The organism is Staphylococcus sp. GDY8P45P (assembly GCF_017892745.1).
Classification (GTDB): Bacteria; Bacillota; Bacilli; order Staphylococcales; family Staphylococcaceae; genus Staphylococcus; species Staphylococcus cohnii.
Window position 1 is genome coordinate 222748 of record NZ_JAESLS010000007.1, and the last position, 17030, is coordinate 239777.

General features: G+C 34.4%; 13 protein-coding genes, 2 tRNA genes, 2 pseudogenes, 1 riboswitch and 1 other annotated feature. Of the genes and pseudogenes, 15 read left to right on the forward strand and 2 right to left on the reverse strand.

From position 1 onward, the window contains the following. Positions 1-188: 188 nt before the first annotated feature. Both KA873_RS09080 and KA873_RS13775 read left to right on the forward strand, forming a co-directional pair. Positions 189-323 (forward strand): annotated as a pseudogene (locus tag KA873_RS09080) (transposase); the annotation flags it as partial. A gap of 7 nt (positions 324-330) precedes the next feature. Further along, positions 331-535: pseudogene (locus KA873_RS13775) on the forward strand (hypothetical protein); the annotation flags it as partial. On the opposite strand, the gene KA873_RS09085 reads toward KA873_RS13775, so the two are convergent. Continuing rightward, positions 513-1325 carry an NAD(P)H-hydrate dehydratase gene (locus KA873_RS09085; RefSeq protein WP_026034765.1) on the reverse strand — a complete coding sequence of 271 codons (813 nt, stop codon included), beginning with the start codon at positions 1323-1325 and terminating at the stop codon, positions 513-515. The pseudogene KA873_RS13775 and the gene KA873_RS09085 overlap by 23 nt on opposite strands. Positions 1326-1704: 379 nt before the next feature. Between KA873_RS09085 and hutH the strand changes: the two genes are divergently transcribed. The 10 genes from hutH to KA873_RS09135 all read left to right on the forward strand — a co-directional run bounded on the left by hutH (position 1705) and on the right by KA873_RS09135 (position 14208). After that, complete coding sequence (gene hutH, locus KA873_RS09090; RefSeq protein ID WP_107383516.1) at positions 1705-3207, forward strand: histidine ammonia-lyase; 1503 nt, start codon at positions 1705-1707, stop codon at positions 3205-3207. A 97-nt stretch (positions 3208-3304) separates the two neighbouring features. Continuing rightward, positions 3305-3495, forward strand: a binding site (T-box leader). A 65-nt stretch (positions 3496-3560) separates the two neighbouring features. After that, positions 3561-4850 (forward strand): serine--tRNA ligase, encoded by a 1290-nt coding sequence (gene serS / locus KA873_RS09095; RefSeq protein ID WP_019468519.1) that lies wholly within the window; start codon positions 3561-3563, stop codon positions 4848-4850. Positions 4851-5292: 442 nt separating this feature from the next. Beyond that, positions 5293-5988 carry an AzlC family ABC transporter permease gene (locus KA873_RS09100; protein WP_210140266.1) on the forward strand — a complete coding sequence of 232 codons (696 nt, stop codon included), beginning with the start codon at positions 5293-5295 and terminating at the stop codon, positions 5986-5988. Beyond that, positions 5985-6314 (forward strand): AzlD domain-containing protein, encoded by a 330-nt coding sequence (locus KA873_RS09105; protein WP_019468521.1) that lies wholly within the window; start codon positions 5985-5987, stop codon positions 6312-6314. Before KA873_RS09100 ends, KA873_RS09105 begins: the two co-directional genes overlap by 4 nt. Positions 6315-6441: 127 nt before the next feature. After that, a riboswitch (SAM riboswitch) is annotated at positions 6442-6541 on the forward strand. Between the two features lie 61 nt (positions 6542-6602). Continuing rightward, entirely contained in the window at positions 6603-7571 is a 969-nt protein-coding gene (gene metX, locus KA873_RS09110; protein ID WP_019468522.1) for a homoserine O-acetyltransferase MetX, read from the forward strand. Between the two features lie 276 nt (positions 7572-7847). Further along, positions 7848-8774, forward strand: coding sequence for a DUF2232 domain-containing protein (locus KA873_RS09115; RefSeq protein ID WP_171027037.1), 927 nt, complete (start codon positions 7848-7850; stop codon positions 8772-8774). A 14-nt stretch (positions 8775-8788) separates the two neighbouring features. Continuing rightward, positions 8789-10756, forward strand: coding sequence for a DHH family phosphoesterase (locus KA873_RS09120; RefSeq protein ID WP_107523309.1), 1968 nt, complete (start codon positions 8789-8791; stop codon positions 10754-10756). Next, positions 10753-11199: a 50S ribosomal protein L9 gene (rplI, locus tag KA873_RS09125; RefSeq protein WP_019468525.1), complete on the forward strand. Its 447-nt coding sequence runs from the start codon at positions 10753-10755 to the stop codon at positions 11197-11199. The genes KA873_RS09120 and rplI overlap by 4 nt, the downstream gene beginning before the upstream one ends. A 30-nt stretch (positions 11200-11229) precedes the next feature. Continuing rightward, positions 11230-12633, forward strand: a complete 1404-nt coding sequence (gene dnaB / locus KA873_RS09130) for a replicative DNA helicase (RefSeq protein WP_019468526.1) — start codon at positions 11230-11232, stop codon at positions 12631-12633. Positions 12634-12924: 291 nt separating this feature from the next. Then, on the forward strand, positions 12925-14208 hold the full coding sequence (locus KA873_RS09135) for an adenylosuccinate synthase (RefSeq protein WP_064264657.1): 1284 nt from the start codon (positions 12925-12927) through the stop codon (positions 14206-14208). 110 nt (positions 14209-14318) lie between these two features. Here KA873_RS09135 and KA873_RS09140 read toward each other — a convergent pair whose 3' ends face one another. Further along, positions 14319-15539 carry a macrolide family glycosyltransferase gene (locus KA873_RS09140; RefSeq protein WP_210140267.1) on the reverse strand — a complete coding sequence of 407 codons (1221 nt, stop codon included), beginning with the start codon at positions 15537-15539 and terminating at the stop codon, positions 14319-14321. Positions 15540-15839: 300 nt separating this feature from the next. Here KA873_RS09140 and KA873_RS09145 point away from each other — a divergent pair. The 3 genes from KA873_RS09145 (at position 15840) to KA873_RS09155 (ending at position 16747) form a co-directional block, all read left to right on the forward strand. Then, positions 15840-15914 (forward strand) — tRNA-Glu (locus tag KA873_RS09145). 6 nt (positions 15915-15920) lie between these two features. Beyond that, positions 15921-15993 (forward strand) — tRNA-Asp (locus KA873_RS09150). Positions 15994-16297: 304 nt separating this feature from the next. Further along, positions 16298-16747 carry a MarR family winged helix-turn-helix transcriptional regulator gene (locus KA873_RS09155; RefSeq protein ID WP_019468529.1) on the forward strand — a complete coding sequence of 150 codons (450 nt, stop codon included), beginning with the start codon at positions 16298-16300 and terminating at the stop codon, positions 16745-16747. Positions 16748-17030 lie beyond the last annotated feature (283 nt).

Consider the following 17030-nt stretch of genomic DNA (forward strand, 5'->3'; position numbering starts at 1 on the left):
AATATACAAATGAATCTGGGACATAAATCCCTATTCTCAAAATAAGAGGGCCAATCCTTAATATGGATTGGTCCTCTTTATATTTAAAATATTACGATTTTGATCGTGCATGCTTGCCTGGGGATATGGCTCGAGCCTGTAGTCTCTCACTCATACTATTCCCCCGGGCGTCCGCACGATGCAAAATCTCTAGTCATAAAATAGAAAAACTACTTAATGATGATATCCGAATGATGTGGTTATTACAAAATCAAACGCCTTCTTCTAAAACAATTAATCGTTTTAGAGTAAACCCTAAAGCAGATGCCCTATTAACATCTTTAGTTCATTGTATTAATGGCACTTAATATAAGAAAAGTAGTATCTCAAAGAACTAAATATAACCAAAACAATATTGAAAAAAGGCAATTTCTATATTATTTCAATAGAAATTGCCTTTTTACTTGTCCAAGAACTTTATGTTCCAGACTCATTTTATTTTGGTTTAATATATTTATATCGCAGGTGCTTATTTAGCTCTCCAATGCTTTCATAGCATATGGAATTTCGCTAATTAAATGAGAAGGTGGTACGACATACATTTTCTTTGATAATTCTTCCCCGATATAACTGTGTGTATAAGTAGCACTCGTAACCGCTTCTTTCGTGTCGTTGAATTGACCTACAAAACTTGTAATCATACCGGCAAGTGTATCACCCATACCGCCTGTAGCCATCGCAGGTGTACCAATTGGTAGTTTGTAATCTCCATCTTTGAAATAGATTTCAGTGCCGTGCATTTTTAATACAATCGTTGCTCCAATTCTATCAGCAGCTTCGCGATTACGTTCATAGGTTTGTTCTTCTATTGCGATACCACTCAAACGTTCCCACTCTTTTTGGTGTGGTGTGAAAATAACATTGCAAGTTGGAATATCTGGCTTTAATTTACTAAATATAGTAATAGCATCTCCATCCACTATAAGTGTTTGGTGCGGTTGAATGTTTTGTAATAAGAACGTGATAGCATTATTTCCTTTGAAATCACACCCCAATCCAGGACCAATTAAGATACAATCTGTATTTTCAATCATTTTAGTGAGCATTTTAGTATCATTGATATCAATTACCATTGCTTCAGGACAACGTGAATGTAGCGCAGCATGGTTTGTTGGATGTGTAGCTACCGTAATTAAACCACTGCCACTATAGACACAAGCGCGTGCAGCAAGCATGATTGCCCCACCTAGATTCGCATTACCTCCAATTAAAAGAATTTTGCCATAATCACCTTTATGCGTTTCATCTTTACGTTTTGGAATGCTTACTGATGAAATTGTTTCCAACATTGAAACCCCCTTTAATCATATTAGTTATTTCAACTTTTAATTTGTATATTTGATCATTATTTTGTTGATTCGTAAGTTTGTACTTTTTGATAAGAATTATATATTTATAAGCTTTATGAAAGGTTTTCTCTGTAGCTTTTTTATTAATCTACTTTTTAAATACAATAAAAAATATTATACCTGCTTTGCATTTTAGTCAATAGGTAAAAGCATTAAGAATTTGTTTATTTTTAGAAATAATAAATTTGCCTTCTTTATCTTATTAAAATACTAATTTAATACCATGTTACGGATATGGACGAACCTATTGTTCTTAAAAATATGGAAGCGTATACTTTAATTAATTGAAAATCATCAGAAGTAAGGAGATGGGGAAATGACATTACAGCTTAATGGTGAAAATTTAACAATTAATGCAATTAAAGATTTTTTATATCAAAGTGATGATGTAAAAGTAACAGAGGATGCATATGAACGTGTAAAACAGAGCAGGGTAACAGTAGAAAAGATTATAGATGATAAAGAAACAATTTATGGTATAACGACTGGATTTGGTTTATTTAGTGATGTGCGTATTGATGAGGGGGAATACAATCAATTACAAGTAAATTTAATTCGTTCACATGCATGTGGTATCGGAAACCCTTTTTCACAGGATGTCGCGTTAGTGATGATGATTTTACGTCTAAACACATTGCTAAAAGGTCATTCTGGTGTGACAATCGATTTAGTAAATCAAATCATATATTTTATTAACAACAGAATTATTCCAGTCATTCCACAACAAGGGTCTCTTGGTGCTTCAGGTGATTTAGCACCACTTTCACATTTAGCTTTGGCATTGATTGGAGAAGGTAGCGTCTATTATAAAGGTGAAGAAGTAGACAGCCGGTATGTCTTAAATTTATTAAATCGTGAACCTTTGAGCTTACAGGCTAAAGAAGGTCTTGCTTTAATTAATGGTACGCAAGCTATGACTGCACAAGGTGTAATTAATTATATAGAAGCGGAAGATATTGGTTACCAAGCGGAGTGGATTGCTGCACTTACGCATCAAGCATTAAATGGTATTACTGATGCATATCATGAAAAAGTGCATCGCGTCCGAAATTTTCCAGAACAGATAGATGTTGCTTCGCGCATGTTAGACTGGCTTGAAGGTTCTAAATTAACAACGACACAGGGAGAAATTCGTGTACAAGATGCTTATACATTACGCTGTATTCCACAAATACATGGCGCAAGCTTCCAAGTTTTTAATTATGTAAAAGAAAAGCTTGAATTTGAAATGAATGCGGCGAACGATAATCCATTAATATTTGATGAAGATGATGAGACATTAGTTATTTCTGGAGGTAATTTCCATGGTCAACCGATTGCATTCGCGTTAGACTTCTTAAAGTTAGGCGTAAGTGAATTAGCCAATGTTTCAGAAAGACGTTTAGAGAGATTAGTAAACCCACAATTGAACAATGGTTTACCGGCGTTTTTAAGCCCTCAACCGGGTTTACAGAGTGGTGCAATGATCATGCAATATGCAGCTGCAAGTCTTGTTTCGGAAAATAAGACACTCGCACACCCAGCTAGTGTAGATTCTATTCCATCATCAGCTAATCAAGAAGACCACGTTTCTATGGGGACGATTGCTTCACGCCATGGTTACCAAATGATTGAAAATGCACGACGTGTTTTAGCAATAGAAACAATCATCGCACTTCAAGCAGTAGAATATAAAGATATTGAAAAATTATCACCTAAAACCTATGAAAAATATCAAGCTTTACGAAAAGTGGTACCATCTATCACTGAAGACCGCCAATTTCATAAAGACATAGAAGCTGTTTCACAGTATTTATTAGATCACGCTTATGCTAATTAAGGTTGGGTGAATTTTTAATGAACATTCAGCGATTGCATATCCTTGGCCTTGAAAAGTGATAGGTTATTTGCTATATTAAAATCAAGTTAATAAAGCTATTGTTCGTAGGATAAGTAGTATTGTACTTCTGGTTTCAGAGAGCTTGTGGTTAGTGAGAACAAGTAATCAGGGTCAATGTGAATCTACCTACTATATGAGAACAATCGGGTTTAACCGTTATTTTGGTGAAAGCGCAGTCTCTTTTGACTGTTAAATAGGGTGGCAACGCGTAAAGACCACGTCCCTTGTACAGGGATGTGGTCTTTTTTGTGTTCTATTCTTAAAAAAAAGAAATTGAAAGGATGGAAAATGACATGTTAGACATTAAACTATTTCGTAATGACCCAGAGTTTTTAAAAGACAAAGTTGCAAAACGTGGTATGGATACAAAAGTAGTAGATGATGTATTATCGCTTGATGACAAACGCCGTGAATTAATTCGTAAAGCTGAGGAAATGAAAGCTGAACGTAACAAAGTGAGCGGTGAAATTGCGGAAAAAAAACGCAATAAAGAAAATGCAGATGATGTTATCGCAGAAATGAGAAAATTAGGTGACGACATCAAACTGTTAGATAATGATTTAAATAATGTGGATAAAGAGCTAGAAGACTTATTATCTCGTATTCCAAATACAATTCATGATGATGTGCCTGAAGGTGATTCTGATGAAGAGAATGTAGAATTAAAACGTTGGGGTACACCAAGAAAATTTGATTTTGATGAAAAAGCACATTGGGATTTAGTAGAGTCACTACAAATGGCTAATTTTGAACGCGGTGCAAAAGTTTCTGGTGCAAGATTTGTGTTCTTAACTGGCGAAGGCGCACAGTTAGAAAGAGCATTAATGAACTATATGGTCACGAAACACACGACGCAACATGGTTACACAGAAATGATGGTACCACAATTAGTAAATGCTGATTCAATGTACGGTACTGGCCAATTACCAAAATTTGAAGAAGATTTATTCAAAATTGAAAAAGAAGGATTATATACAATACCAACGGCAGAAGTACCATTAACGAATTATTATCGTAATGAAATTATTGGTCCGGATGTCTTACCTGCTAAATTCACAGCGCAATCAGCGTGTTATCGTAGTGAAGCGGGTTCAGCTGGTAGAGATACAAGAGGGTTAATCCGTTTACATCAATTCGATAAAGTAGAGATGGTACGTTTTGAAAAACCGGAAGACTCTTGGCAAGCATTAGAAGAAATGACAGAACATGCAGAAGCAATTTTAGAAGAGTTAGGCTTACCATATCGTAGAGTTATTTTATGTACAGGTGACATAGGCTTTGGCTCAAGCAAGACTTATGACTTAGAAGTTTGGTTACCAAGCTATAATGAGTACAAAGAAATTAGCTCTTGCTCAAATATTACTGATTTCCAAGCACGCCGTTCTAACATTCGTTTTAAACGTGATAAAACAGCAAAACCAGAATTAGTGCACACATTGAATGGTAGTGGTTTAGCAGTAGGACGTACGTTTGCTGCAATCGTAGAAAACTATCAAAATGAAGATGGTTCAGTTACTATTCCAGATGCATTAGTACCATATATGGGTGGTAAAACAGTGATTCACCCAGTTAAAGAAAAATAAGATTAGTTGTAATGAATATCATCAGCGGTATTTGAGTTAGCTCAAGTGTTGAACTTTCAAAATAGATGCTACAAAATGATGAAATGCAAATAGAGGTTGAGACAAATGGATGTCTCAACCTCTCATTTTATATGAACAATGATCCTTCTGATCTTCTAAATACCTTAAATACTTTTAAAGTAAAGAAAGGGTAGGGGAGGTGTTAAATATCTCGTTTTGTAGGTTATCTCATTTATTGAAGGCCTTATTTTATTCAAAAAATGAGAGGTAAGTCTAAAATAATAACACAATATTCTGGAATTTAAAATATTATAATAACAGCATTTTTAGACAAACGTAAGCCTTAGGTTACACATACGTCAGTCTAAAAACATTGAATGTATATTTCAGTTTGTATTAAACTAATTCTATTATTTTTATAAAATGTGTGGGAGGTGGCATGATGGCAACACATTTAACTTTTAAGCAAGGTGTAAAAGAATGTGTACCGACTTTGTTAGGTTATGCTGGTGTTGGTCTTTCATTTGGTATTGTTGCAGTTGCTTCAGGTTTCAATTTGATTGAAATCATTTTATTATGCTTACTTGTCTATGCTGGCGCGGCACAATTCATTATTTGTGCGTTAGTCATTGCTGGAACTCCAATTTCTGCAATTGTATTAACGACATTTATTGTAAATTCTAGGATGTTTTTATTAAGTATGACCTTAGCGACAAGTTATAAAGGATATGGGTTTTGGAATCGTATAGGTATGTCTTCTTTGATTACAGATGAAACATTTGGTGTCGCTATTACACCACATCTAAAAGGTGAAAAAATCAATGATCGATGGCTGCATGGATTAAATATCACAGCTTATTTATTTTGGACATTTGCAAGTGTTGTTGGTGCTGTTTTTGGTAAATACATAACAAACCCAGATGCGTTTGGGTTAGATTTTGCTATTACTGCAATGTTTATATTCTTAGCTGTTTCCCAATTTGATGCTATTAAGCAATCACAATTTAAAACATATTTAGTATTAATTGTTTGTGTGATCATATTAATGCTTATTTTAAGTTTCTTTATGCCTTCATATGTAGCAATTATCTTAGCTTCGACAATTACTGCGGGGTTAGGGGTGGTGATCGATAAATGACAACGACCTTACATATGCTATTAATCATTGTTTTATGTGGTGTGGTCACTTGGTTAACACGAATTATACCGTTTATATTAATTACAAAAATTAAACTATCTGAGACAGTTGTAAAGTGGCTTTCCTTCATTCCTATTACATTATTTACGGCATTGATTGTAGACGGCGTCTTAGAACAACATGAAGGTTCAATGGTGTATAGTATTAATTTACCGTTTTTAGTGACGATGCTTCCAACAATAATCATTGCCATTATTACACGGAGTTTAACGATTACGATTGTCAGTGGTATTTTAATAATGGCAGTTTTAAGATGGATATTTTAAATATATTATTGAAGTGGTTCACATTATCCGTTAGAATAGAAATAATTAGAAAATTTTGATAATTTTAAAGGAATACTTGTTAAAATAGATGTTTGATTTATACACAGCTTTTTACAATTAAAATTAAATCTTATTTCGAGAAGCAGAGGGACTTGGCCCAATGAAGCTTCAGCAACCGACTTTAGAAGCACGGTGCTAATACCAACGATTCGCTCGAATAATAAGTATTGTAACTTCTTACTTATTATAAATAGGTAGGAAGTTTTTTTACTAAGTAGGAGGTAAATGATGACAAATTATACGGTTGATACATTAGAATTGGGACCATTTACAACTGAATCAGGTGAAACGATCTTAAATTTAAAATTACGTTATGAACATGTTGGATATGAAGGGCAGCCACTTGTACTTGTATGCCATGCGCTGACAGGTAATCATTTGACATACGGGACGGATGACAATCCTGGTTGGTGGCGAGAGATTATAGATGGAGGGTACATGCCAATACATGATTATCAATTTTTAACATTCAACGTGATAGGTAGTCCATATGGCTCGAGTTCGCCACTTACAGATGCTGACTTCCCCACGCATTTAACATTGCGTGATATTGTCAATGCAATAGAATTAGGTATTCAAACATTAGGGTTTGATCGAATTAGTATTTTAATCGGTGGGTCTTTAGGAGGTATGCAAGCGCTGGAATTATTGTATAATCATAAATTTGAAGTAGATAAAGCAGTCATTTTAGCTGCAACAGATAAGACATCCTCATATAGTCGTGCATTTAATGAAATTGCGAGACAGGCGATTCGATTAGATCATGGTGAAGGTATGAGTATCGCAAGACAACTTGGTTTCTTAACGTATCGTTCTTCTAAAAGTTACGATAGACGATTTACACCAGACCAAGTTGTAAACTACCAGAAGCATCAGGGAAATAAGTTCAAAAAGCACTTTGATCCATTGAGTTATTTAACCCTGCTAGACGTCTTAGATAGCCACGATATAGATAGAGATCGTACTGATGTAGATGAAGTGTTTGGACGTCTAGATACTAAAGTTATGACTATGGGCTTTACGGATGATTTATTATATCCAGACGATTTAGTATATGCTACAGGTGCGCGATTTAAATATCATAAGCATTGCTTTGTGCCAGATAATGTAGGACATGATGGTTTCTTACTGAACTTTAACGATTGGGCACCCAATTTGTATCACTTTTTAAAAGTTTCCAAGTTCAAAAGAAAATGACGATATGCTACATTTTAGTTCGTTTTGTATTATAAGACGTCTGGGATAGTTATTTTATACTTAAATGAAAGTGGAAATAACTGTGTTCCTATGACGTCTTATTTTTATGGTGAGTAAAATGTGAAATTTGAAGTTGGTATTAACGAGGAGATGTAATTTAAAAAGGCGCTCATTTTCAGATTTTGTCGCTGATATTGAACTTCTGACAAAAAGAATTGTCAATAATTGTATAAAAGTTTTAAAGAGGTTAAAATAATAAACATAGACAAAAATTGTATAGGAGTGGCGAATTTGTTTTCTAAAATACATACTAAAGCCACTATACTTAGTGTAATCACGTTAATTATAGTAGCTTTAGCTTTACATATATTACCGCTACTTGGACTCGTGTTGAGTTTATTTGCAACAATTCCAGGTATTATTTTATGGCATAAATCTGTAGAATCTTTTGGCTTAACGGCAGTCATTACAGTTGTGCTAACTACGTTATTAGGTAATATATTCGTGTTAAGTATCATGATCCTCTTGTTCGTAGTGAGTGTTGTAGTGGGTCAATTATTAAAAGAACGTACATCAAAAGAACGTATACTTTATATAACAACAACGTTTATTAGTATCATTGCATTAATTGCATTTATGGTGTTACAAGCATTTAAAAAAATACCAAGTGCTACATCATTAATCAAACCGATTAAAGAACAGATGTATAACATAATTTCTAGCGCTTCAGTCAACGCGGATTATAAACAAATGTTTGAAGAGACTTTCCGCCAATCAGCAGTGCAACTACCAAGTTATATGATTGTTGGTGTATTTCTACTTATATTAATCAATTTAATTATCACTTTTCCAATCTTGCGTAAATTCAAAATCGCTACACCCATATTTAAACCATTATATGCTTGGCAAATGAAGCGTTCTGTCTTATGGATGTATGTTATTGTATTAATTTGTGTTATGTTTTCAACGCAACCAAGTGCGTTTCAAACCATCGTCTTAAACTTTGAAATTGTGTTATCATTATGTATGTACATTCAGGGGTTAAGTGTGATTCACTTTTTCGGAAAAGCGAAATCAATGCCGCCAGCACTTACTGTGTTATTAATGGTGATAGGGACAATTTTAATGCCATTAACACATATTGTGAGTCTCCTGGGATTTGTAGATTTATGTATCAATTTAAAACGTATCATTAAAAAATGATTTGAGGTGGAAAAATGAACCGTCAATCCACTAAAAAAGCGTTGATTTTACCATTTATTATTATGGTGCTTACAGCGATAGCGCTTGTCGTCGTTTGGTTTATTTTTAACCAATTGATTGCAGGTATAGCTACTGTTGTATTACTCATCATAATCGTAGGGACAGTACTGATGGTAAGACAAGCTTTACAAAAATTGGATAACTATGTAGATAATCTGAGTGGAAAAATCTCAGCAAGCAGTAATACTGCTATTAAAAGGTTACCTATTGGGATGATTATCTTAGATGAAAATGAAAACATAGAGTGGATGAACCAATTTATGTCGGATCGTCTAGATCGAAATGTCATTTCTGATCCAGTCAATGAAGTATATCCTAATATATTAAAACAGTTAGAAAAAACACAAGAAGTGGAAATTCAAGAAAATGAATATCACTATCGTGTAAGATATTCAGAAAAAGAACATGTATTGTATTTCTTCGACATTACTGAAGAAATACATACACAAGAGTTATATGAAGCATCTAAACCAATTATTGCAACACTATTTTTAGATAACTATGATGAAATTACGCAAAATATGAATGATACACAACGTTCAGAAATTAACTCTATGGTTACGCGCGTCATAAGTAGATGGGCAACAGAATATGACATTTATTTCAAACGTTATAGTTCAGATCAATTTGTTGCTTATTTAAACCAACGCATTCTAAATGAAGTTGAAGCATCTAATTTTAGTATACTGAGTCAATTACGCGAAAAAAGTGTGGGTTACCGTGCGCAATTGACATTAAGTATTGGTGTAGGTGAAGGTTCAGAGAACTTAATCGATTTAGGTGAATTATCTCAATCTGGACTTGATTTAGCACTAGGCCGTGGTGGTGACCAAGTTGCAATTAAGCATATGAACGGAAATGTGCGTTTCTATGGCGGTAAGACTGACCCCATGGAAAAACGTACACGTGTAAGAGCACGTGTTATCTCTCATGCATTAAAAGATATTTTAATGGAAGGCGACAAAGTCATCATTATGGGACATACGCGTCCAGACTTAGATGCTATAGGCGCAGCCATTGGTGTCTCAAGGTTTGCTATGATGAACAACTTAGATGCTTATATTGTGTTAAATGATTCAGATATTGATCCGACGCTGCGTCGTGTGATGAATGCAGTCGATGAAAAGCCTGAACTAAAAGAGCGTTTTATCACATCTGATGAAGCATGGGATGTCATGACGTCTAAGACAACTTTAGTAGTTGTAGATACGCATAAACCTGAAATGGTTATCGACGAAAACATATTAAACAAGGCAAATCGTAAAGTTGTGATCGATCATCATAGACGTGGTGAAAGCTTTATCTCTAGCCCATTACTTGTTTATATGGAACCATATGCAAGTTCAACTGCAGAGCTAGTGACTGAATTGCTAGAATACCAACCAACAGAACAACGATTAACACGTTTAGAGTCGACAATTATGTTTGCAGGTATTATTGTAGATACACGTAATTTCACATTACGTACAGGTTCAAGAACATTTGATGCGGCAAGTTATTTACGTGCACATGGTGCAGATACAATATTAACGCAACATTTCTTGAAAGATGATTTAGATACGTACATTAATCGTACTGAATTAATCCAAACAGTGAAACTTCAAGAGAACGGTGTCGCAATTGCACATGGTTCGAACGAAAAAATCTATCATCCTGTAACAGTTGCACAAGCAGCTGATGAACTGTTAAGTTTAGATGGTGTAGAAGCTTCGTATGTAGTTGCTAGAAGAGAAGATAATCTAGTCGGTATGTCTGCTCGATCACTCGGTGCAGTTAACGTTCAATTGACAATGGAAGCACTTGGTGGCGGTGGTCATTTAACTAATGCAGCTACACAATTAAAAGATGTCACTGTTGATGAAGCAATAGAACAATTACAACAAGCTATAACAGAACAAATGAGTAGGAGTGAAAATTCATGAAAGTAATATTCACACAAGATGTTAAAGGTAAAGGTAAAAAAGGCGAAGTTAAAGATGTACCTGTAGGCTATGCAAACAATTTCTTATTGAAGAAAAATTATGCAGTAGAAGCTACTCCAGGTAATTTAAAACAGCTTGAAAAGAAAAATGAAGCTGCAGAAGCGGAACGCCAACAAGAAATTGAAGATGCTAAAAAATTAAAAGAAACATTAAGTCATATTGAAGTTGAAGTATCTGCTAAAACAGGTGATGCTGGAAAATTATTCGGTTCAGTTAGTACAAAACAAATCGCGCAAGCATTACAACAACAACATGATATTAAAATAGACAAGCGTAAAATGGATTTACCAAACGGTATACATGCATTGGGTTACACAAATGTACCAGTTAAATTAGATAAAGAAGTAGAAGGTACAATTCGTGTACACACAGTTGAACAATAAAAACGGATTGAGATATGAGGTGTAATCATAATGGATGGAATGTATGAACAAAATCAAATGCCCCACAGTAATGAGGCTGAACAATCTGTCTTAGGTGCCATTATCATAGATCCGGAATTGATAAACAGAACTCAGGAAGTCTTACTTCCTGAGTCCTTTTATAGAGGCGCACATCAACACATCTTTAGAGCCATGATGAACCTCAACGAAGATAATAAAGATATTGACGTGGTTACAATTATGGATCAACTGTCGTATGAAGGACGACTGAATGAAGCGGGTGGCCCACAATATCTAGCAGAATTATCTAGTAATGTACCGACAACTCGAAATATTCAATATTATACAGATATCGTATTTAAGCATGCGACAAAACGTAAGTTGATACAAACTGCCGATAGCATTGCTAACGATGGTTATAATGATGAATTAGAATTAGATACAATATTGAACGATGCAGAACGTCGAATATTAGAATTGTCATCTACACGTGAAAGCGATGGATTTAAAGATATTAGAGATGTACTTGGAGAAGTGTATGAGAATGCAGAATTACTTGATCAAAATAGTGGTCAAACACCTGGTATCCCAACTGGTTATCGAGATCTAGATCAGATGACCGCGGGCTTTAACCGTAATGATCTAATCATTCTGGCTGCCAGACCATCAGTAGGTAAGACTGCCTTCGCACTTAATATTGCACAAAAAGTTGCTACGCATGAAGACCATTTCTCAGTCGGTATATTCTCGCTAGAAATGGGTGCGGATCAACTAGCAACACGTATGATTTGTAGTTCTGGTAACGTAGATTCGAACCGTTTAAGAACGGGTATGATGACAGAAGAAGACTGGAATCGCTTTACAATTGCAGTAGGTAAATTATCTAGAACAAAGATATTTATTGATGATACACCAGGTATTCGAATTACAGATATTCGCTCAAAATGCCGTCGTTTAAAACAAGAACACGGTTTAGACATGGTAGTGATTGATTATCTGCAATTAATCTCAGGTAGTGGTTCAAGATTCTCAGATAACCGACAACAAGAAGTATCAGAGATTTCTCGTACATTAAAAGCGATTGCCAGAGAAATGGAATGTCCAGTCATTGCACTAAGTCAGTTGTCACGTGGCGTAGAGCAACGTCAAGACAAACGACCAATGATGAGTGACATTCGTGAATCAGGATCAATCGAGCAAGATGCTGATATCGTCGCATTCTTATATCGTGATGATTACTATAATCGTGGCGAAGATGAAGACGATGATGATGGAGATACGAACTTTGAACCACAAACAAATGATGATAATGGTGAGATTGAAATTATAATAGCGAAGCAACGTAATGGTCCAACAGGTACTGTTAAATTACACTTTATGAAGCAGTATAATAAATTTACTGATATCGATTATGCACATGCAGACATGGGTTAAAAAAAAGAATAAAATTTATTTTTTCCGTACGATTTGTAAATATGTTTATTTATCGTACGGTTTTTGTTTGCATTTGGTTCTTTCTTTTTTAATGAAGTATGTGTTGTAATTAAATGGATATCGCTTTAAAAACCTTGATGACACTATGTTTAAGATGTGTAATTGCATTTTTAAACATTTAATGAAATTCGAGAAAATGTAAAAAACCAATGTTCGATTTTTGTTTGCATTATTAGTGTGGTATTGGTAGAATACTTAATGGTTAATTGAGAAAAACTTGGAGGTGCTCATATGTCATCAATCGTAGTTGTTGGGACACAATGGGGAGACGAAGGTAAAGGTAAAATCACAGACTTTTTAGCAGAACAAGCAGATGTTATTGCACGTTTTTCAGGCGGTAACAATGCAGGCCACACAATTAAATTTGGTGGCGAAACATATAAATTGCACTTAGTACCATCTGGTATTTTCTATAAAGAAAAATTAGCAGTCATTGGTAACGGTGTCGTTGTCGATCCAGTAGCACTATTAAAAGAATTAGACGCTTTAAATGAAAGAGGTATTTCAACAGATAATTTACGTATTTCAAACCGTGCGCAAGTTATTTTACCTTATCATATTAAACAAGATGAATATGAAGAAGAACGTCGTGGAGATAATAAAATCGGTACTACGAAAAAAGGTATCGGTCCAGCTTATGTAGATAAAGCACAACGTATTGGTATTCGTGTTGCAGATTTATTAGATAAAGAAACGTTTGAAAAATTATTAAAAGAAAATATTGAATACAAATCAGCATATTTCAAAGGTATGTTTGATAAAGCATGTCCTTCATTTGAAGAAATCTTTGAAACTTATTACGCAGCAGGCCAACGTTTAGCAGAGTTCGTTACGGATACTGCAAAAGTATTGGACGATGCATTTGTAGCAGAAGAAAAAGTATTATTTGAAGGTGCTCAAGGCGTTATGTTAGATATCGACCACGGTACATACCCATTCGTTACGTCAAGTAACCCAGTTGCAGGTAATGTCACTGTCGGTGGTGGTGTTGGTCCAACATACGTATCTAAAGTCATTGGCGTATGTAAAGCTTATACATCACGTGTCGGTGATGGCCCATTCCCAACAGAACTATTTGATGATGATGGACACCACATCCGTGAAGTTGGCCGTGAGTACGGTACAACTACTGGACGTCCACGTCGTGTAGGTTGGTTCGATTCAGTTGTATTACGTCACTCTCGTCGTGCGAGTGGTATTACTGATTTATCAATCAACTCTATCGATGTCTTAACAGGCCTTAAAGAAGTGAAGATTTGTACGGCGTATGAATTGGACGGTAAAGAAATTACTGAATATCCAGCGAATTTAAAAGACTTACAACGTTGTAAGCCAATCTTTGAAACATTACCTGGTTGGACAGAAGATGTTACAGGTTGTCGCTCATTAGATGAGCTGCCAGACAATGCACGTAGATATTTAGAACGTATCTCTGAATTATGTGACGTTCAAATTTCAATCTTCTCTGTAGGACCAGATCGTAATCAAACAAACTTATTAAAATCATTATGGTAAGCCGTTTACCTATAAAAACTGATTTATAAATTTAAAAAGTAAAATGTTGAAATGAAAAAACACCTTGTTGATGTAGCCTAATATGGCCATCTTTACAAGGTGTTTTTTATTTATATATTTGAATGTGTTACATATTGATCACGAAAATTTAGAATGTGATCGACTGCTAACTGATAACCTGTTTTATTACTAGATTGTATAGATTTAACTTTTCTGATATTACGTTGATAGTTCGGTATATCATCTAGCATGTCTAAGACAATTTGTTTTAACTCTCGGGACGTTATATTTTCTAGTTGTAACTGACGACCAACAAGTAGTTTTTCGATTTGGCGAGCCACAACTGGTTGATCTGCACTTTGAGGAAAAGCTAACATAGGTACTTCCATCAACATCGCTTCATTCGTACTATTCATACCCGCGTGTGTTAAAAATAGTGACGTATGTTGCAATAATTCTGTTTGTGGAACAACATGTGCAACCGTAAAATTAGATGGTATCGCATTAAAATCTTCAAGTTGATTATCATGACCAATGGATACAACAAATGAAGCGTCGATATTTGCAAATGCTTCAAAGCAGAGATTGAAAAATTCAATATTTTGATTAAATACCGTTCCAAGAGAAATATAGACGACTGGTCGTGTGGTATCAATGTTGTCCATAAAGCCAGAATCTTTAGGTTCCAGTATGGAAGGACCAACAAACTTGTAATATTCAGGATCAAAGGCGTCATAACCAACTTGGAAACCTTTCATTACATAAGTGATATTAATATTTCCCGGGTTATTCATAACTTCAAAACGAGAAGGAATGGTTACATCATATGTTGATTCAACATGGGCTTTTAAATTATTAAAGGTTTCATCAGCGTGTTGAATTTCTTCTTTGCTCACAGTAGAAGTTAAATGATTAATAAATGTTTCAAAAGATGTCTTTGTATGAGCAAATGAAGATACAGATGAAATCGATGGTAAATTCAATTTTTGCGCTAATATATAGCCACAACTAAACATAGAATCATGAATCATATAATCAAAATGCTCATTTTCAGTTTCTCTTAAAATTTGTGGCACAATGATATCTACAGTTTTTAATAAGCCATTGATAACATTGAACAAATGATGATTTTCATGATCAGTGAATGCTGTCATAATCGCTTCTGTAGGTAGCGTTCTAATTTCAGCACCAGTATCTTTCAATTTATCTTTATATATATCGCTAGCGTAATAAACAACTTCTTCGCCGCGATCAACTAATGCTTTAACAACTGCAATTGTTGGGTTTACATGTCCAGCAGAACTTGGATTAACAAATAATATTTTTGCCAATATTGCGCCTCCTTATTTAAACTAATTATAATTTTAGCAAAATGAATTTAAAACAAAAAAGATTTTATATTTATTATTTACATTTTGAAATAAAAATTAAAAAGAACATAATTATAGAAGTAAGTGTACATCAATGTCTCTCAAAAGTAAGTTAATAAGCAAATAAAATACTGTTTTGACAGCTTCGAGTATTATTTTCTTACTTTATACATTAATGATAGAAAATTATACTAAATTAATTTAAAAAATAGCTTGTCAACCATAATGAGAGTTGATATAATTTATCTTGTGCTTAAGAGAGGCTCCTTGGTCAAGCGGTTAAGACACCGCCCTTTCACGGCGGTAACACGGGTTCGAGTCCCGTAGGAGTCACCATTTTTAGGTCTCGTAGTGTAGCGGTTAACACGCCTGCCTGTCACGCAGGAGATCGCGGGTTCGATTCCCGTCGAGACCGTATTGCCCATCCAATAGGATGGGCATTTTTTTGTACAATTTTCTACGATATATATTTTAAACTTCATTCAATTGAAGGTAGTAGTTATTTATGTATAAACATAAAAGCGTGTGTCTTCGTTTGTGAAACGAGCGGATGCTCAATTTAAATACGTAGAATTTTAAATGCTTCATGCTAGTGCAGGTTAGCACAGTTCATAAAAGTATCATTGTAAATGCGATGCTGCTTTGCAATAACACTTTTTTATACAATTAAAATAAAAAAGGTTAAACTAAATGTATTGAGTGAGACAAGAGGTGAAACAATGATGACTGTAGATCCAGAATTGAAAAAATTAGATATGCTAGATGCCCTGAGCGAACGACACGGTGCATTGAGGAATATTGTTGAAAACAAAGCAAATGACAAGAACGGGATACACAACTCCAGTTCAGAATGGTATATCATGGCAAAATTATACGTAAGTAAACTTACGTTTGTTGAAGTAACACAATCGGTTAATTTAACAAGGCAAGCCATTCATAAAGCGATTAAACAATTAGAAGAAAAAGAATTAGTCAAAGTTGAAAACTTAGTTCATAATAAAAAAGAGAAATGTGTGTCATTAACAGATAGCGGCATCGAATGCATTGAACAGTATATGACTTATAAACAATCCATTGAAAAACACATTGCAAAAGTCATTGGAACTGAGCAATTACAGCTATTTAAAACGATTTTACATCAAGACTGGCAACTAGAAGACTTACAATAAAATATCCAAGCATGAAGTATTGTGCCATTTTAAAAGCAATGGTTACAATACTTTTAATTTTGTACTAAATATTGTCAACCTAGTTGACAATAAAAGGGAAATTTTGATACAGTAATGAAGTTGATCGTTCGAGGACATTACTTTGAAGTAACAAATAACGTATACATATCAATGAAAAGATGTGTTTATCATTTAAAATTCATATTGTAAATGCTCAATGATATAAAACAAATTTGAATGGTATATCGAGATAAGTTATGGATCGAAGAGATTAATTTTAAGT

What these genes read in the sequence shown, in the direction of transcription:
- KA873_RS09135 (WP_064264657.1), top strand. Translation starts at nt 12,925, where the DNA reads ATGTCATCAATCGTAGTTGTTGGGACACAATGGGGAGACGAAGGTAAA.
- rplI (WP_019468525.1), top strand. Translation starts at nt 10,753, where the DNA reads ATGAAAGTAATATTCACACAAGATGTTAAAGGTAAAGGTAAAAAAGGC.
- dnaB (WP_019468526.1), top strand. Translation starts at nt 11,230, where the DNA reads ATGGATGGAATGTATGAACAAAATCAAATGCCCCACAGTAATGAGGCT.
- KA873_RS09155 (WP_019468529.1), top strand. Translation starts at nt 16,298, where the DNA reads ATGATGACTGTAGATCCAGAATTGAAAAAATTAGATATGCTAGATGCC.
- KA873_RS09105 (WP_019468521.1), top strand. Translation starts at nt 5,985, where the DNA reads ATGACAACGACCTTACATATGCTATTAATCATTGTTTTATGTGGTGTG.
- KA873_RS09120 (WP_107523309.1), top strand. Translation starts at nt 8,789, where the DNA reads ATGAACCGTCAATCCACTAAAAAAGCGTTGATTTTACCATTTATTATT.
- metX (WP_019468522.1), top strand. Translation starts at nt 6,603, where the DNA reads ATGACAAATTATACGGTTGATACATTAGAATTGGGACCATTTACAACT.
- KA873_RS09100 (WP_210140266.1), top strand. Translation starts at nt 5,293, where the DNA reads ATGGCAACACATTTAACTTTTAAGCAAGGTGTAAAAGAATGTGTACCG.
- hutH (WP_107383516.1), top strand. Translation starts at nt 1,705, where the DNA reads ATGACATTACAGCTTAATGGTGAAAATTTAACAATTAATGCAATTAAA.
- serS (WP_019468519.1), top strand. Translation starts at nt 3,561, where the DNA reads ATGTTAGACATTAAACTATTTCGTAATGACCCAGAGTTTTTAAAAGAC.